Genomic DNA, 22,065 nt, shown 5'->3' with positions numbered 1-22,065 from the left:
GGCTTCCACCCCTGGCTCATTACTTGATCGGCGCGGTGGCTCACTTCTACTTCGGCGCGGACACCCGCTGCTCTGGGTGCTAGGCCTTGGGCTGGTGGCCGCGTTGGCCACTGCCGGCATCGAGCGCACGCGCGCGGCCGGCGCACGGGCCGATTTGGCCACCGAGAAGCGGGCGCGCGCCGAAGAGAACGCCGCCCGCGCTCTGGCTGCTCTGGCCGACCTGCAGCGCACCGTCGTACTGATGGTGGCGCACGCCAAAACCCAACAGGAGAATGTCGATGCCTACGAAACGAAACTGGCCGTGCTCGATGGCCGCCGCCGCGTTGCTGCTGGCGATGCTGAGCGGGTGCGCAAGCAATACGCCACATACGCCACCCGTGATCGCGAGCAGGCCGCAACCGACCCCGCTGCCTGCCTCCGTATCGCAGATCGATCCGCAGTCCTCGCAGCCGTGGCTGCACGAAGTCGAGAGCTTCTTGACCGAGGTCGACTCGTTGTTGAAGGGCGAGACAACGAAGTGCAGCTTCTGCTCGGCACCGTGAGGAACGACCGGGCATTGCTGGCGAAGTAGGCGGCTAGACCGGGGTGAGTGCGTCGACCTCGGGGGCGTTGGCCGCAGCCATCGCGTCCTTGACCTTGCGAAGAACGTTGGTCACCGCCTGCGGGCTGCAGCCCGTGGCTTTTGCCGCTTCGCCGGGGCGCATGTCGCCAGTGAGAACCATGCGTGCGGCCTCAAGGGATGCGGTATTGCGCAGGCGGGCCGCTTTGGCAAGGCCTTGAAACTCGGTTCTGGTCATGTGCGTACTTCACCCTGGTTGGTGGGTCGGGTGGGCCGCAGCGTATGGCCCCATTGACGCCCGGACCTTGATCTAACGCAAGGCGACGTCAGCCACAATCGAGTGCGCGATGCCTATCGCGGCAGAGGCGCACCCCACTGTCAGGGCTTAATGCAGGCCCCAAGATTGATGATGCCGCGTGTGAGGGTGAATGACTACCTTGCCCGCTTCGACCGTCTGGCGTGCATAGGCGATTCCCGCATCTATCGATCCCTCCCTGGTATTGAAGGCGCCAGGTACTCTGTGCCGATAGACCGGGATCTGAAGGCTGCCGTCATATTCCAGTGCCTCTTCGAACTGGGCCCAAGAGCACCAGTCACCCTCCCGCTTGTCAATCGAGATGGTGATGAGGTAGCCGCCGTGTTCCAAGAAGCCCTCAAGCTCTACGCAAGCCATTCCAGCACTCCGCTGTTGCAAGTTGTCGTGATCTTCCGGGGCGGGTGAGTTCTGCGCAACTACTGGAATTGGTAGTTGCGTCTCAGGCGAGTTGGCCGTGAAGGGCCAAGAAAAAGCCCGCACGAAGGCGGGCAAGGGCAGCCGAAGCAGGGAGGGACAGAGGAGGAGTGGCTGCCGAGCGTGACTCTAAGGCGGTGCCGCGGCGCCCGTTGTAGGAATGCGCCGCACACGCAGCGCCCATGAAAAAGCCGCCTCGAGGGCGGCTTCGTGCATTCAGACGTGGCGATCGGCTATGGGGTTGGATTGCCAAAGTCCAAGTCCTTGGTGTCACCGAACTTCGGATGAATCATATTGACATTGGCTTTGAACATTTCTGGCGTTTGCGAGAGCTTCAAAATGGTCACGATAGAGCTGAGGTGTTCACGCAATTTCGGGTGGCCTGCGTCCTGTGTCAACCATTGGTGCAGCTTTGCCTTGCGCTGAGCTCTTGATGCTGCTTTTTTCAGCTCTGGGAGCAACTCTGGTGCAAGCCTCGAGTACACAACATCATTCGTGATGTGCCCGAAGAATGCCGGCCGCCATGACTTGTTGCCCACAGGGGGGTATGGCAGGTTGTAAAGGCGAAACAACTGCTCGTAATAGTCAGCGGGAAACGTGTTGAGGTAGGGCTGAATTTCTTTGGCGACAAAGGCTTCGAGAATCTTTGCCAATGCATCCTTTGCACGATCCCTTTGGTAGCCAGTCGCTTCATCAATCAGCGCGATAAGTCCAACGCGCGCGAACCCGCGGACAAGCACCTCAGCCTGCGCGCCGATGTGTTCCTGCTGCTTCTGCAGTTTGCCGGCCGCGCGGGCGGCCAGAATCACATCGCAAAGATCTGCCAAGGTTGTTGCCTCATACCCGAAGGCTGCGGAGCCAATCCCCGGCGTACGAAATCGAATGGGGCTTTTCAGGCGCTCAACAAGAGCAGTGCTGCGCGCATGTAGATCGTTGATTTCCTTGGACTTTTCGGCAATTGACAGTGCAAATGATGCCAGGCGCTGCTCGCCGGAGGTGCTACCGCCCGATGACATTCCAATTCCCGCCTGGAGTCCGCGCTGTGAAAGGACGCGCGTCCCATCTTCGAGGACATAGCAAGCGAGCTCAACGTCGCCGATCTTGAGCGGGTGATCGCCGGAATCGTGTGTGGCTGCAGGCAAGCTCGCCAGTTCTTTTTTTGCGGCCTGCGCTGCTGCAGAGATTTCTTTGCGGCGCTCGGGCGTCAGCTTCGCTGCGCGTGCGGCGGCGCCTTTAGCTTTTCCTGTAGGTGAAGTACTCATGATGGTCCTTGCAGTCGTTGGAATGCAAGGACTATACATGAAAAATTAAGATGCAAGCAAATTGCTTGCATTTTCGAACTCAATTAATCAAACCCTGCTCATCAAACGCTTCTTGAGGACAAGGTGAAAACGTGAGTGCATCCATTCACTTAGGAGTCCTGAATCTCGCTTCCATACCGCGCCGCCACGATCGCCCGCCCGACAGCAATGCGTGGATTTGGACCTTCCTGCCAAGGCCCGCGGCCTTCCGGCAGCCGCCCGCCAGGCCGGCCGACCACGATGGCGCACCACACACCACCCTTGCCAGGCATGGGCGCGACGTGGATAGCCTCGCGCTCGATCAGATGGTCGAAGCCTGGCCAGGATGTGCTGTACGCCGTACCGGGCGCCTCGCCCAGCGCCTTCGCGATCCAGTCGTGCAGGACCTGGCCGCCCAGCTCCGAGGTCTTCATGCCGCCGGCGAAACGAGCGAGATCTCGGCGCCGTCGGCGGCAATCATCACGCCCGGCGAGGCCTCATCGATCTCGATGGGGACGCCCATGTGGTTTGTCGGGTCGAGGCGCGTCGTGACTATTTGTCGCATCAAAGTCCAATCTCGCAAGTACTGCCTGTGCAGCAATGTGCTCAAGATGAACTTTTGCGGATAGGCCCCTGTTGTACTCAGGTGGTCCGAGAACATCTCGGACATCGTCATGTAGAGGAATAGCGGCTTGTCGATCATCCGAATCTCGATCAGCTCGCGGCATCGTCGTGAGCGAAGGCTTTGCCTCTTCAGCGCGCCGTGCGTATGCCGCCGCCTGATGAGCGACGAGGGCCGGGGCATTCGCTGTTAGTGATGCCGGGCAAAGAGCAGCAGCCCTCGCCTAGGCAACGACCTGTCACGGGGTCATAGGAGGGAACGCCGCCTGGCTGTTGGGTGTTTTGGGCTGCCGAGGAGACCGCGGGCCTACTTACTTCCGCTGCGGTGTGAACTCGCGCCACGCATCGGCGCCCACCAGATTGCACGGCATTACAGGCGCTCTCCGCTGCCGTATATTGCCGCTGGCGCTCCTGTCGTTCTGCCTCGATCTGCGCCGGGGTCGTCCCGTCTGTGGGACAGCCTCCAGCGATCATGTCGAGCACGGTCTTCGTCATGAACATCACCGTTTCCGTGCTCGCGGTCACCGATGTATTGGGCGGCACTTTGGTCGTCATGACAGACCGCTTCATGGACTCGCACTGCTGGGCAGAAAGTCGACCCGCCACCGCACGATTGACCCCCGACGCTTCTCGCGGGCTGCTGCTGCCGGGTGGGTCCAGGTCGCGTGAATAGCCCTCCCAATTGGCCATCATCTTGTTGAACTCGCCGGAGAAGATTTCAAACCATTGCCGAGTTTTCTCTCCTGTCTCCCCTTGGGGCCAGCGAGAACAGGAAGTCGATCGACACTGCGATATGCCTCGCGCCTGTTCCGCGTCATCGTATGCCCACTTCGCCTTCGCATCGTAGGCCATGCAGGGCTGGGCGATGCGTTTTGCCATGTCGAAAATTTCGAGGTCAACGGCGCCACCAAAATAGCGCCGGGCCTTGGCCGCGCTGATCGCTTCCTCGGCCTTGGCGGCGTTTCGCATGCAGATCGACGAGTAACGGCTGCTTTCCTTGGAGAACGAGGACGGCTTGGGCGATGCACTGCCACTGGTGCCTGAAGCGGCGCCGGCAGCGCTTGAGCCCACGCCCCCTGCCGATCTGTCGCTAGATTCTCCAGCCATTTGGCGCGCTGCCGTGGCCGCCAGTGGGTGATTGGGAAAGCGACTCATCAATGCGCGCTGCACTTCGCGGGCACGGGCGCTGTCCCCCTGGGCGCTCAGTTCGTCAGCGCGAGCGAAGAGCTGGCCGGGGTTCAGGGTCTGCAGGCTCGTTTGGAACTGCTGCTCAGCGCGGACTGCTTCCTCGCGCTTGCGCCGGTTCTCGGCCTCTGCTGCGACGCGCGCTGTCTCTCCGGCATTGCGCACCGCCGCTTCGCGTGCCGCTTGGCGCTCGGCCGGCACATTGACCGCGGTGATCACGCCCTCGGTGTCGAAGCGTTGGCCGAACGACAGCTTGCCGGCCTTGTCATAGTTGCCCTTCTCGCTCACCTTTCCATCGGGGCGGTACGTCGTGCCAGACACGATCTCACCGGCAGCAAAGGTGCCTTCTTGCTTCGTGCCGTTCTTGTAGATGTACGCGCCTTGGCCGGATCGCTGACCAGCCTCGATATTTCCGTAGTCGCCGATATACCGAGCGCCCCCAGAGTAGAGGACGTCACTCGCCCCTCTCAGGGAGCCCCGCCTGAACTGCCCGCGCTGCAACTCCCCGCTGGAGAAGATGAGTGTGCCGATGCCGTCCTCCTTGCCGTCCTGGATCTGGCCGTAATAGACCCAGCTTGCGCCGCTCTGAGCGGCGCCCCTCAGGATGTCGCCGGTTCCCACGTCCCGCACCTTTGCAGCAATCTCTTGGCTTCGCCGTTGTGATGTGGGAATGGCATCCAGCATGCGGAGGTTGGCGCGTTCATCGCTGCCTAGCTCCGCGGTGAAGATCGCGTCCGGTGTGACCTCCTTGCGGTAGCTCCCCAAGACGGTTCGCGTGCCTTCGCCGATGGCCGTCTGCAGGCGTTCGAGATAACCCTTGGCGCGCGCACAGGTCTTTTGCACATTCAGCACATACACGCAGCCGATGTGGGCCGAGCACATCTCCGCCTGGGCGACGATTGCTTCGTCCTTCAGCTCAGCGCAGCTCGCGATCTCGGGTTTGACTTGGACCTGGGCGCCTGTGGAGATGAACGACGCGCAGGCCGAGAGGGCGAGCGCCGGCAGAAAATAAGTCGAGGTCTGGATCGCCTGCACCAGGCTGTAGCGGCTTCGATGGGAGGCTGGGCCTGGGTCCGGTGCGGTGATCATCATGACGTCTCCTCGATTTGCGGCCACTTGAATCTATCCCGAGGGTTTGTAAACGAAATACCGCATTTGTGGGAGTCCACGGAAACCGGTGGACGCTGAGCGCCGACCAAGAAAAAACCCGCTTGCGCGGGCCTTTCTTTCTTTCCCCCAGCGTGCCGTCCGTGAAGGGCGGCACATCTATCAGGCGTCGGCACGTTTAATCTCGACCGGCCCGATCCCGTCGTAGACGGACTCGCCGGTCTTCAGGTTGGTGACGGTCCAGCGCTCGGTGCCTACGCCGGGCGTGACCTGGTAGTCGCCGAGAGCAATGCTGAAGGTGCCACCGGTCGAGTTGTTCGACGCTGGGCCTGTCGAGGCCTGATCGACGCGCGTAGAAATTCACTCATTTTTCACACGCGAGCACCTGAAAAATCCAAGACCCGCATGGATAAAGGCTTCCAGCCCGATTACTCGGGGGTTCAAATCCCCCCAGCTCCACCAACACAACGTCCTAGGGCGTTCACTGAAGTCCAGTGAACGCCCTTTTTCATTGGGCAGTCAGTTGTTTATCGTGCAAGGACTTCCGACGAGATTTGCTGGCAGCCAAGGCTGAACCGGGGAACAAGTCGGGGAACAGTGGGCTGCTGCATCCACCTTGGAGGTCGGCTCATAAACACCTCCATGATCGAGGTGTTGCGACGACCGGTTGAATCCGCCTTGGCTTCCTTGATCGTGGTGATGCAGCAACGGAGCGGCTTGCCCCGGCGCCACACGGCCATCATCAACGCATCGGCCACGAGCTGCGAGTTCATGCTGCCCTGCATCGACCAGCCGACGATGCCACGCGAGTACAGATCGAGCACCGCAGCGGCATACAGCCAGCCCTCGGCCGTCCAGATGTACGTGAGGTCGGCCACCCACTTCCGTTTGGGCGCACCCGGGCGATTCGAAGCGCTCGTTCCAGCTGACCTGCGGAAAATTGGCCCAACAGACGGGGCAAGGGCCCGATCGAAGACGCTGGTGCAGGCATGCGGCAGCTACACCATTTGCACCACGACTTTACCCTTGGCGCGCCCACTGTCGACGTAGGCCAAGGCTTTGTGGGTGTCCTGAAACGGGAATACCTTGTCGACGACCGGGCGGATGGCGCCGGACTCGATGAGGGCGGTGATCTCTCGCAACTGCGCCCCGTCGGCCCGCATGAAGACGAAGGTGTAGTGGCCCCCGTTCTTCTTTGCCTTGTTCCTGATGCCGAAACTCACCAGACGCAGCACCTGCCGGAGCGGCCAGGCCAGTCCTCGCGCGATGGCGAACACCGGGGTGGGCGGCCCCGAGATGGAGATGAGGTGCCCGCCCGGCTTGAGAATCTGGACGGATTTGTGCAGCTCGCCGCTGCCGAGACTGTTCAGCACCACGTCGTAGTCGCGGAGCACCGTGGCGAAGTCCTGCTGCTTGTAATCGATGACGACGTCCGCGCCCAAGGCCTTCACCCAGGCGACATTGGCCGTGCTGGTGGTCGTGGCCACGAACGCCCCGAGATGCCTGGCAAGCTGGATGGCGATGGTGCCGACGCCGCCGGAGCCGGCGTGGATCAGCACCTTCTGCCCCTTTTTCAGCTTGGCGGTTTCGACCAGCACCTGCCAGGCGGTCAGGGCCACCAGAGGAACGGACGCGGCCTCGACCATGCTGAGGTTTTTGGGCTTCAGCGCCAGCGACGATTCCTTGACGGCAATGAACTCGGCGAAGGTGCCGATGCGATCGTCGTCGGGGCGCGCATAGACCTCGTCGCCCGGTTTGAAGCTGCGAACGCGAGCGCCGACCCGCACAACCGTCCCGGCCAGGTCGTTGCCCAGGATCAGGGGGAAGCGGTAGGGAAGAATCAGTTTGAATTCGCCGCTCTTGATCTTCGAGTCCAGGGCATTGATGCTCGCCGCGTGGACCTGGATCAGGACGTCGTCGTCGCGCACCTCGGGTTCAGGCATGTCGGCCATGCGGCCGGCTTCCTTCTTTCCATAACGGTCGATGGTGAACGCTTTCATGGCGGCTCTTTTTGCTGTTGGATTGGATGGTTTTCGCGCGGCCCTGCACCGCAGGTGAAGGCTCAGGCAGCGGTGCGATAACGCGGTGCAACCTGTGCCTGACGGAGGTCGCCGACCAGTGCCTGGCGCGCCGTGTTCAGTGCTTCCCAGCGCGCGGGGTCGTGCAGCGGCGGGATGGTCACGAGTTCGCGGCGGTCGAAGCCGACCAGTGCGGCATCCACCAGGTCCTCCACGCCCATCAGGTCGGGCATTGCCTGGGTGTCGATGCCCGCGCGCGCCCAGATCTCGGTGCGGGTTCCGGCGGGCAGCACCGCCTGCACGTAGACGCCCTGGGGCGCGAGCTCCAGGCTCAGCCCCTGCGACAGGAACAGCACGAAGGCCTTCGTCGCGCCATAGACCGACATGCCGAACTCCGGCGCAAGGCCGACCACCGAGCCGATGTTGACGATCGCGCCCTTGCCCGCCCGCACCAGGCGCGGCGCCACGGCGCTGGCCAGCCTGACCAGCGCGGTGGTGTTGAGGGTGACCAGGCGGGCGACATCGTCCGTCGATTGGTCGACGAACGGCCCGGACAGCGCGGCACCGGCGTTGTTGATGAGGGTTTCGATGCTGGCGTCCCCGCGCAGTCGCGTTTCAACCGCGGCCAGGTCGCCGGGCTGCGTCAGGTCGGCCACGAGGATGTCGACGGCAGCACCGGTTTCCTGGCGCAGGCGCGCCGCGAGCGCTTCCAGCCGTGCCTTGTCGCGCGCCACCAGCACGAGGCCGTGGCCGCGGCGTGCAAAGCGCTCGGCATAGATGGCGCCAATGCCGGTCGATGCGCCGGTGACGAGAACAGTGGAATGAGAGGTCATGGGGTTTGCTCGTGAGGGAAAAGATGCGGCCATGCCGCGACAGGCAGCGTGGAAAAACGACCCGCGGGTGGCGGAATCAGCGAGGGGCGAATGGCCGGGGACAGCCGAATTTGTTGCCCTCCACTTCGACGAAGCAGACAGGAGCGGTCAGGTGGGTATCTCTCATGTCCGGAAGCCCTTTCAAGGTAAGTTGTATCAATGATGTCGATCATCATCTTTGTTGTCAATGGCTTTGATGATGAATAACATCAATGTATATTCATGGCCATCACTGATGGCATACCGAGAGAGATCCTGGACATGAAGGTCACCAAAGCGCAGGCCCAGGCGAACCGGGCGCACATCGTCGAGACGGCGTCCACGCTGTTTCGCGAGCGTGGCTACGACGGCGTGGGAATCGCCGACCTGATGGCGTTCGCAGGCTTCACCCACGGCGGGTTCTACAAGCACTTCGGGTCCAAGGCCGACCTGATGGCGCAAGCCGCAACCTGCGGTTTCGCGCAGACGGCCGCCAAAGCCGACGGCGTCGACGCGGTCGCGTTCCTCAAGCAGTACCTGTCCCGCGAGCACCGCGACGCGCCCGGCGACGGCTGCACGATGGCTGCGCTGTGCGCCGACGCCGGGCGCCAGCCGGAGGCGATCAAGACCGCGTTTGCGACCGGCATCGAAAGCGTGCTCGGCACGCTGGGCGCCCCGTTCGACGCGCCCGAAGGAGGCAAGCAGCGCGCCAAGGCACGCGCCCGGCGGATCGCCCTCATTGCGCAGGTCGTCGGTGCCATCGTGCTGTCGCGGGCCTGTCCCGACGACTCGCCGCTTGCCGATGAAATCCTGGACGCCTGCCGCAGCGCCGTCCTGTCGGGGCTTGCCCCGGCGTCACCGGGCGCGCCGGATTCCCCGGCCAGCTGAGTCCGCATGAAGTCCGCAGGCCAGAAGGGAACCGTGTCCATCGAACTGGTGCACGAGGCCATCCACGCCGCGGCGCTGCGGAACATGGACGTCAGCAGCGTCTTCGAAAGCGCCAAGATCGATCGCGAGCTCTTGAACGCGCCGCGTGCGCGCATCTCGGCGGCGGCGTACTCGCAGATGTGGGTGGCACTGGCCGACCTGATGGACGACGAGTTCTTCGGCCTGGACAGCCACGGGCTTCGCCGCGGCAGCTATGCGCTCATGACGCGCGCGGCGGTCAACGCCGACAACCTGGCGCATGCGCTGCGCCGCATCCTGAGGTTCCTGCACGCCACGCTGGACGACTTCCGCGGCGAGCTGGTCTGCGACGGCGACGAGGCGCGCGTGGTTCTGCATGACGGCGGCGTTCTGCGCCGGCTGTTCGGCTACGGCACCTGGTTCATCCTCGTGCACGGCCTGGCCTGCTGGCTCGTGCACCGGCGCATTCCCCTGCGCGAGATGCAGTTCCGGTGCCCGCCCCCCGGCGACGACAGCCACTACCGCACACGCTTCTGCGAGAACGTGAAATTCAACGGCGAGACCACGCACATCAGCTTCGCCAGCGATCTGCTGGACCTGAAGATCGCGGAGTCGCCCGCCACGGTCGACAACTTCCTGCGAGAAGCGCCGGCCAACCTGCTGGTCAAGTACCGCAACGATGCCAGCACCAGCGCCCAGGTGCGCAACAGGTTGCGCAGCCAGATGCCCGAGGCGTGGCCCGAACTCGAAAAGCTCGCACAGGAACTCTGCGTTTCCGGCACCACGCTGCAACGCCGCCTGCAGCAGGAGGGCGTGAGCTACCAGCGCGTGAAGGACGACCTGCGGCGCGACATTGCCATCGACCTGCTGTCGAGCGCCTCGCTGACGGTGGCCGAAGTCGCGGCCCGCACCGGCTTCCAGGAAACGAGTGCCTTCCATCGCGCCTTCAAGAAATGGACAGGCGTCAGCCCCGGCGCCTATCGCTCGTCCGCGCCAGCGCCCGCGCCGGAATAAGCCGAAGCCCGCGGCGTTCGCCGGCCATGCCGGCATGTCCGAACGCCCCATCCAGATCGAGACGCGCGGGCATGGATGCGCGCCGCCTGCAGAACTAACCTCCCGTCGACATCGCATCTCGCGACAGACAGAACGACAGGAGACCGCATGCAGCACGTCGGCCATGACCGCGACCGGGCGATTCGCCCGGCTTCGAAATAGCAAGGAACCCTGAATGAACCGAATGACGGCGCCGCCGCTGGACGCCCATGCGCTGAACGCCGCGGTCGACTGGGCCATTGCCACCCGCCGCAGCGTCCGGGCGTTCCTGCCCCGGGCAGTGCCCCGCGAAGAGATCGAGGCGATCCTCTCGACCGCACGCTACAGCGCCTCCGGCATGAACATGCAGCCCTGGCATGTGCATGTGCTGACCGGGCCTGCAAAAGCCAGACTGTCGGCGGCGATCGCCGCACTCGACGACGATCCCGCGCGGTCGGGCGAACTGCTCGAGCCCTACGACTACTACCCGCGCGAGTGGTTTTCGCCGTACCTGGAGCGGCGCCGCAAGGTCGGCTGGGACCTCTACGGTCTGCTCGGCATCGCCAAGGGCGACAAGCAGCGCATGCACCTGCAGCACGGGCGCAACTACCGCTTCTTCGATGCGCCCGTGGGCCTGTTCTTCACGGTCGACCGCGAACTCCAGGAAGGCAGCCTGCTGGACTACGGCATGTTCCTGCAGAGCGTGATGGTCGCCGCGCGCGGCCGCAACCTCCACACCTGCCCACAAGCCGCCTTCCTGAAATTCCATCGCCAGATCGCGGACCTGCTGGACATCCCGGCCGGCCAGATGCTGGTCTGCGGCATGAGCCTGGGCTACGCCGACCCGTCATCGATCGAGAACTCGCTCGTCACCGAGCGCGAGCCGGTTTCCGCCTTCACGACCTTCCACGACACCACCAAGGAGACCACCGCATGAGCGCGCCATCCTATGCACAGGGCCTCGAACGCTGCGCAGCAAATCATGTGCCGCTCACGCCTCTGGGCTTTCTCGACCGCGCGGCGCTCGCGCATCCGAACCGCGTGGCGGTGGTGCACGGCGACCTCACGAGAACCTGGTCGCAGACGCGCGAGCGCTGCCATCGCCTGGCCTCGGCGCTGGCGATGCGCGGCATCGAGCCGGGCGACACTGTCTCGGTGCTCGCGCCCAACACACCGGCCATGCTGGAGGCCCACTTCGGCGTTCCGCTGGCCGGTGCGGTGCTCAACGCGATCAACCATCGCCTGGACGCCGAAGGCATCGCGTTCATCCTGCGCCACGGCGAGTGCAAGTTGCTGATGGTCGACCGCGAGTTCGCCGCCACGGTGGCCGCCGCCTTGAAGCTGCTCGACCGCGCACCTGCGGTGATCGACATCAACGACCACCTCGCGCCGTACGGCGAACCCATCGGCGAGACCGATTACGAATCGCTGCTGGCGAGTGGCGACGCGAACTTCGCCGGCCGCTGGCCCGACGACGAGTGGCAACCGATTGCGCTGAACTACACCTCCGGCACCACCGGCGACCCGAAGGGCGTGGTCGCCAGCCACCGCGGCACCTACCTCATGAGCCTGCTGCAGATCACGAACTGGGCGATGCCCCGCGCGCCGACGTACCTGTGGACCCTGCCCATGTTCCACGCGAACGGGTGGTGCTTCACCTGGGCCGTGACTGCGGCCGCGGGCACGCATGTCTGCCTGCGACGGGTGTCCGCCGAGGCCGTGCTGGAGGCCATCGACCGCCATCCGGTCGATCACCTCTGTGCGGCGCCGGTCGTCATGGCGATGCTCGCGGACGCGGCGAAAGACACCCGGCTGACGCGCCCCGTGCGGGTGCTCACCGCCGGCTCGCCGCCGCCGCTCGCCGTGCTGAACGCGGTGCTGGCGATGGGCTTCGACGTGGAGCACGTCTTCGGCATCACGGAGGTTTGCGGTACGCCCGTGAGCTGCGTGTGGCAGGACGGCTGGAACGACCTGGCGCCCGCCGAGCAGGGCGCGCTGCGCGTGCGCCAGGGCGTGCGCGCCGCCATGTTCGAAGGCCTCATGGTCGGCGACGCCGACACCCTCGCGCCAGTCGTGCCCGACGGCAGATCGGCGGGCGAACTCATGCTGCGCGGCAACACCGTGATGATGGGCTACTTCAAGAACGAGGCGGCCACGCGCAAGGCGCTCGCCGACGGCTGGTTCCGCACCGGCGACGTTGCGGTCCTGCATGCCAACGGGTATGCGCAGATCACCGACCGCTCGAAGGACGTGATCATCTCGGGCGGCGAGAACATCTCTTCGGTGGAGGTCGAGGACGTCGTCCATGGCCACCCCGCAGTGCTGCATGCCGCAGTGGTCGCGCAGCCCGACCCCAAGTGGGGCGAAGTGCCGTGCGTCTTCATCGAACTCAGGGCCGGTGTTGCCCGGCCCACCGAGCAGGAGATCATTGCCTTCTGCCGCGAACGGCTGGCGCACTTCAAGTGTCCGCGCCGCGTGATCTTCACGCCGCTGCCGAAGACGGCCACGGGAAAGATCCAGAAGTTCCGCCTGCGCCAGCAGGCCGGAAGCCAGGACGCCATCACGCGGCTCGCGAGCCATGGCTGAGTGCGAAGCCGCCGCGGCCCTGGCGCCGGTCACACCCGGCTACCGCTTCTCGCGACCCCACACCTTCGACGAAGCGCAGGTGCGTGCCTTCGCGCTGGCCGCGGGAGACGACAACCCGTTGCATCACGACGCGGGGTTGGCACAGGGCACGCGCTTCGGCGGTCTGATCGCCAGCGCGACCCACACCACCTCGCTGCTCATGGGGCTGACCGCCAGCCACTTCGCCGCGAAGGGGAAGGTGCTGGGCATGAACTTCTCGGTCGACCTGCTGCGTCCCGTGCGGGCGAGCGAGACCGTGCTCATCGAGTGGTGCGTGACGTCGATGGCCGCGCATTCAAAAGGCGGCTGCGTCCTCGAATTGCAAGGTGCGATCAAGAGCGCGGACGACCGGACCAGCGTGCTCGCGCAGGGCACGGTGCTTTTCACGCCCGCTGCATGAGCGCCTTGCGCGCCGGCAAGCGCGTTCACGGTGACATTGCTCCAAGGAGACGGCGCGGGCTGATCCGTGAAGGCCTTCGCGAAGAGAACGCGCGTCGCCCGCTCTGGGTGGCGCAGGAAGGTTTCGACACGCGTTGACGCCCTCGACGGATGCGGCGTTCTCCTGCGCAAAAAGCCGCCGCCCATGGTCGGGCGAAAATCACGGAAGACCGCGCCCGCCTTCCCCCTCGATCCGATCTCCACGTTCCCGTGACCTCCACCGACCTCCAGGGCTTCATCCTCACGCGCCACTGGCGTGATGCGCCCTCCGGCACGGAGATCGAGTACTGGCTGGCGACCGATGCAGGGCCGTGCAAAGTGGTGCTGACCTCCCACACCAGCGTCGCGTTCGTCGCTGCCCGGCACCGGACGGCGGTGCAGGCGCACCTTGCGGCCATGCCGGACGTGCAGCTGCGCGAACTCCAGCTCCAGACCTTCCAGCAGGACGCCGTGCTCGGTGTCTACGCGACGCATTTCCGCCAGCTGGGCCGGCTGGCCCGCGCGCTCCAGGCCGAGGGCATCCCCCTGCTCGAAGCCGACGTGCGCCCGCACGACCGCTACCTGATGGAGCGCTTCATCACCGCCGGCGTCCGGGTGGAAGGCGGGCGCGCGCAGGGCGCCACCCTCGTCGACTGCAGGCTCAGGCCCGCGCCGGAGTTCCGGCCAGTGCTGAAGGTGGTGTCGCTGGACATCGAAACGAGCCAGCACGAAGGCCTCTATTCCATCGCGCTGGATGGCATGCCCGACCGCGTCGTCTTCATGCTCGGCGAGCCACCGCCCGAGCCGGCTGAGCCCGCGGGCTTCTCGCTCGTTTATTGCCCCTCGCGCAAGGTCATCATCGAGCGCCTCAACGACTGGTTCGCGCGCAACGACCCCGATGTCGTCATCGGATGGAACGTCATCCAGTTCGACCTGCGCGTGCTGCAGAAGACGGCCAACGACTGCGGCGTGCCGTTCCTTCTTGGGCGGGAGCGTCGCCCGATCGAATGGCGAACGCATCCGGGCAAGCAGGGCTACCTGTTCGCACCGACGCCAGGCCGGGTCATCCTCGACGGCATCGACGCGCTCAAGGCTGCGGTGTGGAGCTTTCCCTCGTTCAGCCTCGAGAGCGTCTCGCAAGCGCTGCTGGGCGAAGGCAAGGCCATCGGCGACGAATACGACAAGATGGCGGAGATCGAGCGGCGCTACCAGGAAGACAAGCCTGCGCTCGCGCACTACAACATCCGCGACTGCGAGTTGGTCCTGCGCATCTTCGACAAGGCGAAGCTGCTGCAGTTCATGATGGAACGGGCCCAGGCCACGGGCCTGCAGGCCGACCACTTCGGCGGCTCCATCGCCGCGTTCAGCCACCACTATTTGCCGCGCATGCACCGCCTGGGCTACGTGGCGCCGAGCGTGGGCGAAATCGCGAGCAAGGCCTACCCCGGCGGCTACGTGATGGACTCGAAGCCGGGCTTCTACGACGCCGTTGTGGTGCTGGACTACAAGAGCCTCTATCCCTCGATCATCCGCACCTTTCTCGTCGATCCGGTGGGGCTCGTCGAGGGCTCGAAGGCCAGCGACCCCACGGGGCTCGTCCACGGACCCCAGGGCACCGTCTTCTCGCGCGACAGGCACTGCCTGCCGGAAATCGTGACCACGCTGTGGCGCGCGCGGGACGAGGCCAAGCGCGCGAAGAACGAGCCGCTGTCGCAGGCGCTGAAGCTGCTCATGAACTCCTTCGCCGGCGTGCTGGGCGCGTCGGAGTGCCGGTTCTTCAACCCGAAGCTGGTGTCCGCCGTGACCCTTCGCGGGCACGAGATGATGAAGCTCACGCGCGAGTTCGTGGAGCAGCGCGGCTACGAGGCCATCTACGGCGACACCGACTCGATCTTCATCTGGCTCAAGCGCACCCACACCAATGAAGAAGCGCATGCCGTCGCGGCCCACCTTGCGGCCGACATCAACGCGTGGTGGGCGCGCACGCTGCGCGACGAACAGGGCCTGGAGAGCTTTCTCGAGATCGAGGTCGACACGCACTACAAGAAGTTCTTCATGCCCACCATCCGCGGCTCGGAGGTCGGCAGCAAGAAGCGTTACGCGGGTCTCAGCGTGGACGCGGCGGGCAAGGAGGAGATGGTGTACCGCGGCCTCGAGATGGCGCGCAGCGACTGGACCCCGCTGGCGCGCCAGTTCCAGGAAGGCCTGTTGTCGCGCATCTTCCAGGGCGAGCCCTACAAGGCGTTCGTGACCGACTACGCGAAGGCGACGCTGGCGGGCACCAAGGACGACCTGCTCATCTACCGCAAGCGCCTGCGCCACCAGCTCGATGCCTACCTGGTCAACGTGCCGCCGCAGGTGCGGGCCGCGCGCATCGCCGACGACCACAACGGCCGCGTCGGCCGGCCGAAGCAGTATCAGAAGGGCGGCTGGATCCAGTACGTCATGACGCAGAACGGGCCGGAGCCGCTGGAAATCCGGCATGCGCGCATCGACTACGAGCACTACCTGACGCGGCAGCTGCAGCCGATCGCCGATGCCATCCTTCAGCCCCTGGGAGACAGCTTCATGGCGCTGACGACCTCGCAACGCGGGCTCTTCTAGCCCGGCGCGTCGGCGCCGTGTTCGCGCATCCAGCGCCACAGCGTGGAGCGGCTCACGCCGAGTTGCCGGGCTGCGGCCTGCCGGTTGCCGCCCTGGGTCTGCAGCGCTGCCGCCACGCGCGCAGCGCTCAGGCCGGTACCGTCGGTCGCCTCGGGCTCAGCGTCGGTGAAAAGCTCCGGCAGGTCGTGCCGCAGTTCGTCGTAGCGAACGTCCTCGATGCGCTCGAACTGCAGCAGGAACACGGCGATGCGCTCGCCGAGGTTTTCCAGCTCGCGGATGTTGCCGGGCCAGTCGTAGGCGCGCAGGCGCGGCAGCAGCGGCGCCAGCGCGCGCACCGGGTCCAGGCGCGTGCCCAGGCGCTGCAGGCAGCGGTCGACCTGCGCTTCGGCCAGCGGCGCGATGTCTTCGCGGCGCTCGCGCAAGGGCGGCAGCGGCAGGCGCAGCGTGTTGAGGCGGTAGAACAGGTCCTGCCGGAAGCGGCGCTCGGCAATCATGTCGTTCAGCGGCTGGTGCGTGGCGGCGATCACGCGCACGTCGACCGGAATGGCGGCCGTGGCGCCGAGCCGCGTGATCTCGCGCTCCTGCAGCACGCGCAGCAGGCGCGTCTGCAGCTGCAGCGGCATGTCGCCGATCTCGTCGAGGAAAAGGGTGCCCGTGTGCGCCGCCTCGAACAGGCCGCGCTTGCCGCCGCGGCGTGAGCCGGTGAAGGCACCTTCCTCGTAGCCGAACAGCTCGCTCTCCAGCAGCGCTTCCGGAAACGCGGCGCAGTTGACTGCGACGAAGGGCCGCCCCGCGCGCACGCTTTCGTTGTGGATCGACTGCGCAAACAGCTCCTTGCCGACGCCGCTCTCGCCGGCGATCAGCACCGTGAGGTCGGTGCGCGCAAAGCGCCGCGCGGTCTGTACGGCGCGCAGGAAGGCCGGGCTCTGGCCAATGAGGTTGGCGAAGCGGTGGCGTGCCGCGCTCTGGCGCCGGCCCTGCTGGATGCGCAGGCTGGTGTCGGCTTCCTGGATGGTGCGCGCGTCGTACAGCGTGAGGGCGGCGCCGACGATCTCGCCGTGCTCGCGGATCGGCGTGCGGTTGACCACCCAGTCGCGCTGCGCAAAGCGCTGCACCACGGCGCGCTCGACCTGTCCGCTGTCGAGCGTCGGCTGCAGCGACAGCTCGGGCTCGATCGCCTCCAGCGACTGGCCGATGAGCCGCGCGTGCGGCGGGCCGAGCAGCTGCTGCATCGGCGGGTTGACCGCGATCACGCGGTTGTCGCGGTTCACCGCCAGCACGGCCTCCTGCAGGTTGTGCAGCACGCCGTTGAGCTGCTCGTAGCGGCCGGCTTCGAGCCGCGCGACGCGTGCGAGTTCGAGTGCATCCTCGAAGCCCTTGCGCACGCTGCCCACCGAGTAGGCGAGCAGCCCGTGCAGGCCGGCCTGCTCCGCGAGCTCCACGACGAGGCTGGAGCCGACGATCACCTCGAAGCCCTCGCGCCGCAGCTGCTCGAAGCGCTGGCGTGCGTCGTCGGGCGTCTGGTAGGCGTGCTGCACCACCTCGATGTTGAGCAGGTCCTTCACCTCGTCGAGCTCGGGAATGGTCTGGCCGTACATGACGACGCCGACGCGGCTGGACATGCGCCGCGCCTTGATGAGCGCCTGCAGCAAATCGAAGCCGCTCAACTGGATGGTGGCGACCGGCGCCTGCAGGCCGGCGCGCAGGATGCTCGCGTTCGAGCCCGCGCTCACGAAGGCATCGACGAGGCCGCGCTCCAGGCGATCGCGCGCGATGGCGAGCGCATCGCCGAAGGTGCCGTCGACCACCTCGATCTCGGCGCGGCCGGTGTACTCCGCCACCACGGGCATCGCGAACCCGCGGATCTGCCGATAGCTCAGGAAGCACAGGCGCGGCAGCTCGCCGCTGCGCACGGAAGCCGGGAAAAAGTGAGGGGAAGAGCGGTCACCGGACATGTCGCATTGAAACATAAAGATGTTTCAGAAACGTCGCAGTGCAACGTCGAGGGGCGAATGGAGGAAAGAAAACTCCTTTCAAATCAAGCACTTGCATGTATTTCAGGCGCTGGCACGGCCCCTGCAATAGCTGGGGCATTCGCCAACCTTTCGGAGACATTGAACGTGGCACTCGAACACATCACCGTGCTGGACCTGACGCACATGCTGTCCGGCCCCTACGGCACCATGCTGCTGGCCGACCTCGGCGCGCGCACCATCAAGGTCGAGCCGCCCGGCAGCGGCGAAGGCACGCGCCGCCTGCTGGAGAACGATCCGCACTATGCGCGCGACGGCATGGGCGCGTACTACCTCACGCTCAACCGCAACAAGCAGAGCGTGTGTGTCGACCTCAAGACGCCAGCCGGCAAGGCGGTGTTTCTCGACCTCGTGCGCAAGGCCGACGTGGTGTTCGACAACTTCAGCGTCGGCGTGACCGAGCGTCTGGGCATCGACCACGCGTCGCTCGCGCAGGTGAACCCGCGCATCGTCACCTGCTCGGTCACCGGCTTCGGCCAGACCGGCCCGCACACGCAGCGCCCGGCCTTCGACCAGGTGGTGCAGGCGATGGGCGGCGGCATGTCGATCACCGGCACACCCGAGACGGGGCCCACGCGCAGCGGCATCCCGATCGGCGACCTGGGCGGCGGCATGTTCGGCGCGATGGGCGTGCTGGCCGCGCTGGTGGAGCGCGATCAGACCGGCAAGGGCCAGCACGTCGACGTGTCGATGCTCGACGCGCAGATCTCGCTGCTCAACTACATGGCGACGATGCACCTGCTGTCGGGCCATGTGCCCGAAGGCATCGGCAACGGGCACTTCGTGCACGTGCCGTACAACAGCTACCCGACGGCGGATGGCCACGTGATCATTGCCTGCATTGGCGACCCGTTCTTCGAGCGCTTTGTCGAGTTCATCGACCTGCCCGCGCTGCGCAAGCCCGAGTACCGCCAGCAGCCGGTGCGCTTCGCGGCCAAGGCCGAGATCGACGCGCTGGTCGGCGAAGCGATGCGCAAGCAACCCACCGCCCATTGGCTCGAACGCCTGCGCGAGGCGCGCATCCCGTGCGGCCCGGTCAACAACTTCGAGCAGGCGCTGAGCGATGCGCAGGTGCTGGCGCGCGACATGGTGGTCGAGGTGCCGCTGAAGACCGGCGAGCGCGTGCGCATGCCCGGCAACCCGATCAAGCTGTCGGCGGCCGAGCAGGGCAAGGCGTTCACCTGCCCGCCGGCACTCGGTGAAAACACGCGCCAGGTGCTCGGCGACCTCGTCGGCTACACACCCGGCCAGCTCGAAGCGCTGCGTGCCGAAGGGGCCATTGCATGAGCGCGAAGGAAGCGATCCACATCACCGACGTCGCGCCGCGCGATGGCTTGCAGAACCAGGCGGTCCACGTCGACACCCAGGGCAAGCAGCGGCTGATCGAACTGCTGGTCGACGCCGGCCTGCGCAGCATCGAGGCGACCAGCTTCGTCTCGCCGAAGGCGGTGCCGCAGATGGCCGACGCCGCTGAGCTGCTGCCGCAGGTACAGGTGCGCTTTGCAGCGCTGCGCACCTCGGTGCTGGTGCCCAACCTCAAGGGGCTGGAGCGTGCGCACGCGGCGGGCGCCAAGGAGATCGCCGTCGTGCTCTCGGCCACCGAGACCATGAACCGCAGGAACATCAACATGGGCCTCGATCAGGCGACCGAGGTGAGCGAGCAGACCCTGGCCGCGGCGCGCGCACTGGGCCTGCGCACGCGCGCGTACGTGGCCGTGGCCTTCGACTGCCCCTTCGAGGGCCAGACGCCGCTCGATGAGGTGCTGCGCCTGTCGGCCCGCATGCACGCGGCCGCGGCCGACGAGATCGTCATTGCCGACACCATCGGCTCGGCCGCGCCGGGCCAGGTGAAGGAGCGCATGGCGGCGCTGCGCGGCGTGGTGCCGATCGAGCGCCTCGCGGTGCACCTGCACGACACGCGCGGCATGGGCGTGGCCAATGCCTGGGCGGCGCTCGAAGCCGGCGTGCGCCGCTTCGACGCGAGCGTCGGCGGCATCGGCGGCTGCCCGTTCGCGCCCGGCGCCGCCGGCAACGTGGCGACGGAAGACCTCGTGCTCATGGCCGAGCGCAGCGGCTTCACCACTGGCATCTCGCTCGCCGGACTGCTCGCGGCGGTCGACTTCGCACAGGACGCACTGTGCAAGCCGCTCGGCGGCCGCGCCATCACATGGTTGCGCCGCCAGCGCGACAAGGACACACAAGACAACACCCGGAGACTCGCATGAAACCCATCTTTGACCTTCCCCATCCCAATCGCCGCCAGCTGCTCGCCGGCCTCGCGTCGCTCGCCGCCGTCGGCACGGGCGGCAGCGCCTTCGCGCAGGGCGCCAAGTACCCCAGCAAGGCCGTCACGCTCGTGGTGCCGTATTCGGCCGGCGGCGGCACCGACATCGTCGGGCGCCTGATGGCGCAGCGCCTGTCGGAGCTGTGGGGCCAGTCGGTGGTGGTGGACAACCGCACCGGCGCCAACGGCGTGATCGGCTCTAGCACCGTGGCGCGCGCCGCGCCCGACGGCCACACGCTGCTGCTGGTGGTGGGCTCGCACGCGGTCAACCCGGTGCTGATGAAGTCGCTGCCTTACGACACCGACAAGGCCTTCACGCCCATCACCAACATCGCGAACTCGCCGTCGGTGCTGGTGGTGCAGGCCAACGGCCCCTACAAGACGCTGGCCGACCTGCTGGCCGCCGCACGCAAGGACGAGCTGGGCTGCGGCTACTCGGAAGGGCAGACGCGCCTGACCGGCGAACTGATCCGCCAGGTCGGCCACCTCAAGCTGACCGGCGTGCCCTACAAGGGCGGCGCGCCGATCATGGTCGACATCATCGGCGGCCACCTGCCGATGGGCGTGACCAGCGTGCTCACCGCGCTGCCGCACGTGCGCTCGGGTGCATTGCGCGTGGTCGGCGTTGCGGCCGATCGCCGCATGCCGCTGTTCCCCGACGCGATGACTTTCAAGGAAGCAGGTTTGAATGGCGTCGAGTCGCTGAGCTGGTACGGCCTGTTCGGCCCGGCGGGCCTGCCGGCGCCGATCGTGGCGCAGATCAACCAGGACCTGAAGAAGGTCGCGGCCGACCCCGCGGTGCAAAAGCAGATGCACGATCAGGGCGCCGACATCACCCTGACGCCACCGGCCGAGTTCCGCACCTTCCTGGCGAGCGAGACGAAGAAGTGGTCGCTCGTCGCGCAGCGCGGTGGCATCACGGCGGAGTAAGCGGCCATGGCGAACCCCATCCTCCGCCAGAAGCTCGACCGCGGCGAATTCATCGTCGCGCCGGGCCTGCACGACATGATCTCCGCCACCGTGGCGAACAAGGTCGGCTTCGACATCGTCTACGGCACGGGCTACTGGCTCACGGCCTCCAGCCTGGGCCTGCCCGACGCGGGCATCGCCACCTACACGCAAATGCTCGAGCGCATGGCGACGCTGGTGCGCACCAGCCAGGGCGCCGTCATTGCCGATGCCGACACCGGCTACGGCGGGCTGCTGAACGTGCACCACACGGTGCGCGGCTACGAGGCGGCGGGCGTCACGGCCATCCAGCTCGAAGACCAGGAATTCCCGAAGAAGTGCGGCCACACGCCCAACAAGCGCTGCGTGCCGGTGCAGGACATGGTCGACAAGATCAAGGTGGCGGCCGAGGCGCGCGAGGACAAGGACAACTTCCTCATCATCGCCCGCACCGACGCGCGCGCATCGCTGGGTGTCGACGAGGCGATGCGCCGCCTGGAGGCCTACGCCGAGGCCGGCGCCGACATCCTGTTCTTCGAGGCGCCGCAGTCCGAAGAAGAGATGCGCCAGGCCTGCGCCGCATTCGACAAACCCATGCTGGCCAACATGGCCGATGGTGGCAAGACGCCGATCCTGCCCGCGAAGGTGCTGGAAGAGATCGGCTTTGCGCTGGCCATCTACCCCTCGCTCACCAGCCTGTCGGCCGCCGCGGCCATGGAGCGCGCGCTGAGCCACCTCAAGCACAGCGGCATGAGCCAGACACCCGAGGTGCCCCTGTTCGATTTCAACGAGTTCTGCGGTCTCATCGGCTTTCAGGACGTGTGGGATTTCGAGAAGCGCTGGGCGCGCTGAAGATTCAATCAAC

At 66.0% G+C, this 22,065-nt stretch carries 20 protein-coding genes and 1 pseudogene; 11 read left to right on the top strand and 10 right to left on the bottom strand.

Annotated elements, in window-relative coordinates; all coding sequences use genetic code 11:
- Nucleotides 1-571, top strand: a 571-nt coding sequence (locus ASD34_RS27450) for a hypothetical protein (protein WP_235509979.1), incomplete at its 5' end; no start/stop codon positions are given.
- 4 nt (nt 572-575) lie between these two features.
- Here ASD34_RS27450 and ASD34_RS27445 read toward each other — a convergent pair.
- The 9 genes and pseudogenes from ASD34_RS27445 to ASD34_RS05025 all read right to left on the bottom strand — a co-directional run bounded on the left by ASD34_RS27445 (nt 576) and on the right by ASD34_RS05025 (nt 8,333).
- On the bottom strand, nt 576-797 hold the full coding sequence (locus tag ASD34_RS27445; protein ID WP_157609636.1) for a hypothetical protein: 222 nt from the start codon (nt 795-797) through the stop codon (nt 576-578).
- A 147-nt stretch (nt 798-944) separates the two neighbouring features.
- Entirely contained in the window at nt 945-1,367 is a 423-nt protein-coding gene (locus tag ASD34_RS05060) for a hypothetical protein (protein ID WP_157609635.1), read from the bottom strand.
- Between the two features lie 155 nt (nt 1,368-1,522).
- Nucleotides 1,523-2,551 (bottom strand): P63C domain-containing protein, encoded by a 1,029-nt coding sequence (locus ASD34_RS05055; protein WP_056573660.1) that lies wholly within the window; start codon nt 2,549-2,551, stop codon nt 1,523-1,525.
- A 149-nt stretch (nt 2,552-2,700) separates the two neighbouring features.
- Nucleotides 2,701-3,003, bottom strand: coding sequence for a hypothetical protein (locus tag ASD34_RS05050; RefSeq protein WP_056573657.1), 303 nt, complete (start codon nt 3,001-3,003; stop codon nt 2,701-2,703).
- On the bottom strand, nt 3,000-3,272 hold the full coding sequence (locus tag ASD34_RS05045; RefSeq protein WP_056573654.1) for a hypothetical protein: 273 nt from the start codon (nt 3,270-3,272) through the stop codon (nt 3,000-3,002). The genes ASD34_RS05050 and ASD34_RS05045 overlap by 4 nt, the downstream gene beginning before the upstream one ends.
- Before the next feature lie 50 nt (nt 3,273-3,322).
- Nucleotides 3,323-5,467 (bottom strand): hypothetical protein, encoded by a 2,145-nt coding sequence (locus tag ASD34_RS05040; protein ID WP_056573652.1) that lies wholly within the window; start codon nt 5,465-5,467, stop codon nt 3,323-3,325.
- Nucleotides 5,468-6,160: 693 nt separating this feature from the next.
- A pseudogene (locus ASD34_RS27005) lies at nt 6,161-6,378 on the bottom strand (transposase); the annotation flags it as partial.
- 102 nt (nt 6,379-6,480) lie between these two features.
- Entirely contained in the window at nt 6,481-7,482 is a 1,002-nt protein-coding gene (locus ASD34_RS05030; RefSeq protein ID WP_056573646.1) for an NADP-dependent oxidoreductase, read from the bottom strand.
- Nucleotides 7,483-7,544: 62 nt separating this feature from the next.
- Entirely contained in the window at nt 7,545-8,333 is a 789-nt protein-coding gene (locus ASD34_RS05025; RefSeq protein WP_056573643.1) for an SDR family NAD(P)-dependent oxidoreductase, read from the bottom strand.
- Between the two features lie 300 nt (nt 8,334-8,633).
- On the opposite strand from ASD34_RS05025, the gene ASD34_RS05020 reads away from it, so the two are divergent.
- The 6 genes from ASD34_RS05020 to ASD34_RS04995 all read left to right on the top strand — a co-directional run bounded on the left by ASD34_RS05020 (nt 8,634) and on the right by ASD34_RS04995 (nt 15,935).
- Nucleotides 8,634-9,239 carry a TetR/AcrR family transcriptional regulator gene (locus tag ASD34_RS05020; RefSeq protein ID WP_056573639.1) on the top strand — a complete coding sequence of 202 codons (606 nt, stop codon included), beginning with the start codon at nt 8,634-8,636 and terminating at the stop codon, nt 9,237-9,239.
- Between the two features lie 6 nt (nt 9,240-9,245).
- Nucleotides 9,246-10,271 carry an AraC family transcriptional regulator gene (locus ASD34_RS05015; RefSeq protein ID WP_056573636.1) on the top strand — a complete coding sequence of 342 codons (1,026 nt, stop codon included), beginning with the start codon at nt 9,246-9,248 and terminating at the stop codon, nt 10,269-10,271.
- Nucleotides 10,272-10,485: 214 nt separating this feature from the next.
- Nucleotides 10,486-11,226, top strand: coding sequence for a nitroreductase (locus ASD34_RS05010; protein WP_056573632.1), 741 nt, complete (start codon nt 10,486-10,488; stop codon nt 11,224-11,226).
- Nucleotides 11,223-12,875, top strand: a complete 1,653-nt coding sequence (locus tag ASD34_RS05005; RefSeq protein ID WP_056573629.1) for an AMP-binding protein — start codon at nt 11,223-11,225, stop codon at nt 12,873-12,875. Before ASD34_RS05010 ends, ASD34_RS05005 begins: the two co-directional genes overlap by 4 nt.
- Entirely contained in the window at nt 12,868-13,314 is a 447-nt protein-coding gene (locus ASD34_RS05000) for a MaoC family dehydratase (protein ID WP_056573626.1), read from the top strand. Before ASD34_RS05005 ends, ASD34_RS05000 begins: the two co-directional genes overlap by 8 nt.
- 248 nt (nt 13,315-13,562) lie before the next feature.
- Nucleotides 13,563-15,935 (top strand): DNA polymerase II, encoded by a 2,373-nt coding sequence (locus ASD34_RS04995; protein ID WP_056573622.1) that lies wholly within the window; start codon nt 13,563-13,565, stop codon nt 15,933-15,935.
- Here ASD34_RS04995 and prpR read toward each other — a convergent pair.
- Nucleotides 15,932-17,890, bottom strand: a complete 1,959-nt coding sequence (gene prpR, locus ASD34_RS04990) for a propionate catabolism operon regulatory protein PrpR (RefSeq protein ID WP_157609633.1) — start codon at nt 17,888-17,890, stop codon at nt 15,932-15,934. The genes ASD34_RS04995 and prpR overlap by 4 nt on opposite strands.
- Nucleotides 17,891-18,055: 165 nt before the next feature.
- On the opposite strand from prpR, the gene ASD34_RS04985 reads away from it, so the two are divergent.
- From ASD34_RS04985 to ASD34_RS04970, 4 genes are read left to right on the top strand one after another with little or no spacing between them, the layout of a single operon-like run.
- Entirely contained in the window at nt 18,056-19,255 is a 1,200-nt protein-coding gene (locus tag ASD34_RS04985) for a CaiB/BaiF CoA transferase family protein (protein WP_056573679.1), read from the top strand.
- Nucleotides 19,252-20,193 carry a hydroxymethylglutaryl-CoA lyase gene (locus tag ASD34_RS04980; RefSeq protein WP_056573616.1) on the top strand — a complete coding sequence of 314 codons (942 nt, stop codon included), beginning with the start codon at nt 19,252-19,254 and terminating at the stop codon, nt 20,191-20,193. Before ASD34_RS04985 ends, ASD34_RS04980 begins: the two co-directional genes overlap by 4 nt.
- Nucleotides 20,190-21,182 carry a tripartite tricarboxylate transporter substrate binding protein gene (locus tag ASD34_RS04975; RefSeq protein ID WP_056573613.1) on the top strand — a complete coding sequence of 331 codons (993 nt, stop codon included), beginning with the start codon at nt 20,190-20,192 and terminating at the stop codon, nt 21,180-21,182. The genes ASD34_RS04980 and ASD34_RS04975 overlap by 4 nt, the downstream gene beginning before the upstream one ends.
- A 6-nt stretch (nt 21,183-21,188) precedes the next feature.
- A complete protein-coding gene (locus ASD34_RS04970) occupies nt 21,189-22,052 on the top strand; it encodes an isocitrate lyase/PEP mutase family protein (protein ID WP_056573610.1) in 864 nt (287 codons plus the stop codon).
- Nucleotides 22,053-22,065 lie beyond the last annotated feature (13 nt).

Source organism: Variovorax sp. Root473 (assembly GCF_001426505.1).
GTDB lineage: Bacteria > Pseudomonadota > Gammaproteobacteria > Burkholderiales > Burkholderiaceae_C > Variovorax.
Note: the sequence above shows the minus strand (reverse complement) of the source record. Positions and strands in the feature narration are given on the sequence as shown.

What these genes read in the sequence shown, in the direction of transcription:
- ASD34_RS27445 (WP_157609636.1), bottom strand. Translation starts at nt 797, where the DNA reads ATGACCAGAACCGAGTTTCAAGGCCTTGCCAAAGCGGCCCGCCTGCGC.
- ASD34_RS05055 (WP_056573660.1), bottom strand. Translation starts at nt 2,551, where the DNA reads ATGAGTACTTCACCTACAGGAAAAGCTAAAGGCGCCGCCGCACGCGCA.
- ASD34_RS05050 (WP_056573657.1), bottom strand. Translation starts at nt 3,003, where the DNA reads ATGAAGACCTCGGAGCTGGGCGGCCAGGTCCTGCACGACTGGATCGCG.
- ASD34_RS05045 (WP_056573654.1), bottom strand. Translation starts at nt 3,272, where the DNA reads ATGATCGACAAGCCGCTATTCCTCTACATGACGATGTCCGAGATGTTC.
- ASD34_RS05040 (WP_056573652.1), bottom strand. Translation starts at nt 5,467, where the DNA reads ATGATGATCACCGCACCGGACCCAGGCCCAGCCTCCCATCGAAGCCGC.
- ASD34_RS05030 (WP_056573646.1), bottom strand. Translation starts at nt 7,482, where the DNA reads ATGAAAGCGTTCACCATCGACCGTTATGGAAAGAAGGAAGCCGGCCGC.
- ASD34_RS05025 (WP_056573643.1), bottom strand. Translation starts at nt 8,333, where the DNA reads ATGACCTCTCATTCCACTGTTCTCGTCACCGGCGCATCGACCGGCATT.
- ASD34_RS05020 (WP_056573639.1), top strand. Translation starts at nt 8,634, where the DNA reads ATGAAGGTCACCAAAGCGCAGGCCCAGGCGAACCGGGCGCACATCGTC.
- ASD34_RS05015 (WP_056573636.1), top strand. Translation starts at nt 9,246, where the DNA reads ATGAAGTCCGCAGGCCAGAAGGGAACCGTGTCCATCGAACTGGTGCAC.
- ASD34_RS05010 (WP_056573632.1), top strand. Translation starts at nt 10,486, where the DNA reads ATGAACCGAATGACGGCGCCGCCGCTGGACGCCCATGCGCTGAACGCC.
- ASD34_RS05005 (WP_056573629.1), top strand. Translation starts at nt 11,223, where the DNA reads ATGAGCGCGCCATCCTATGCACAGGGCCTCGAACGCTGCGCAGCAAAT.
- ASD34_RS05000 (WP_056573626.1), top strand. Translation starts at nt 12,868, where the DNA reads ATGGCTGAGTGCGAAGCCGCCGCGGCCCTGGCGCCGGTCACACCCGGC.
- prpR (WP_157609633.1), bottom strand. Translation starts at nt 17,890, where the DNA reads ATGTCCGGTGACCGCTCTTCCCCTCACTTTTTCCCGGCTTCCGTGCGC.
- ASD34_RS04980 (WP_056573616.1), top strand. Translation starts at nt 19,252, where the DNA reads ATGAGCGCGAAGGAAGCGATCCACATCACCGACGTCGCGCCGCGCGAT.
- ASD34_RS04975 (WP_056573613.1), top strand. Translation starts at nt 20,190, where the DNA reads ATGAAACCCATCTTTGACCTTCCCCATCCCAATCGCCGCCAGCTGCTC.
- ASD34_RS04970 (WP_056573610.1), top strand. Translation starts at nt 21,189, where the DNA reads ATGGCGAACCCCATCCTCCGCCAGAAGCTCGACCGCGGCGAATTCATC.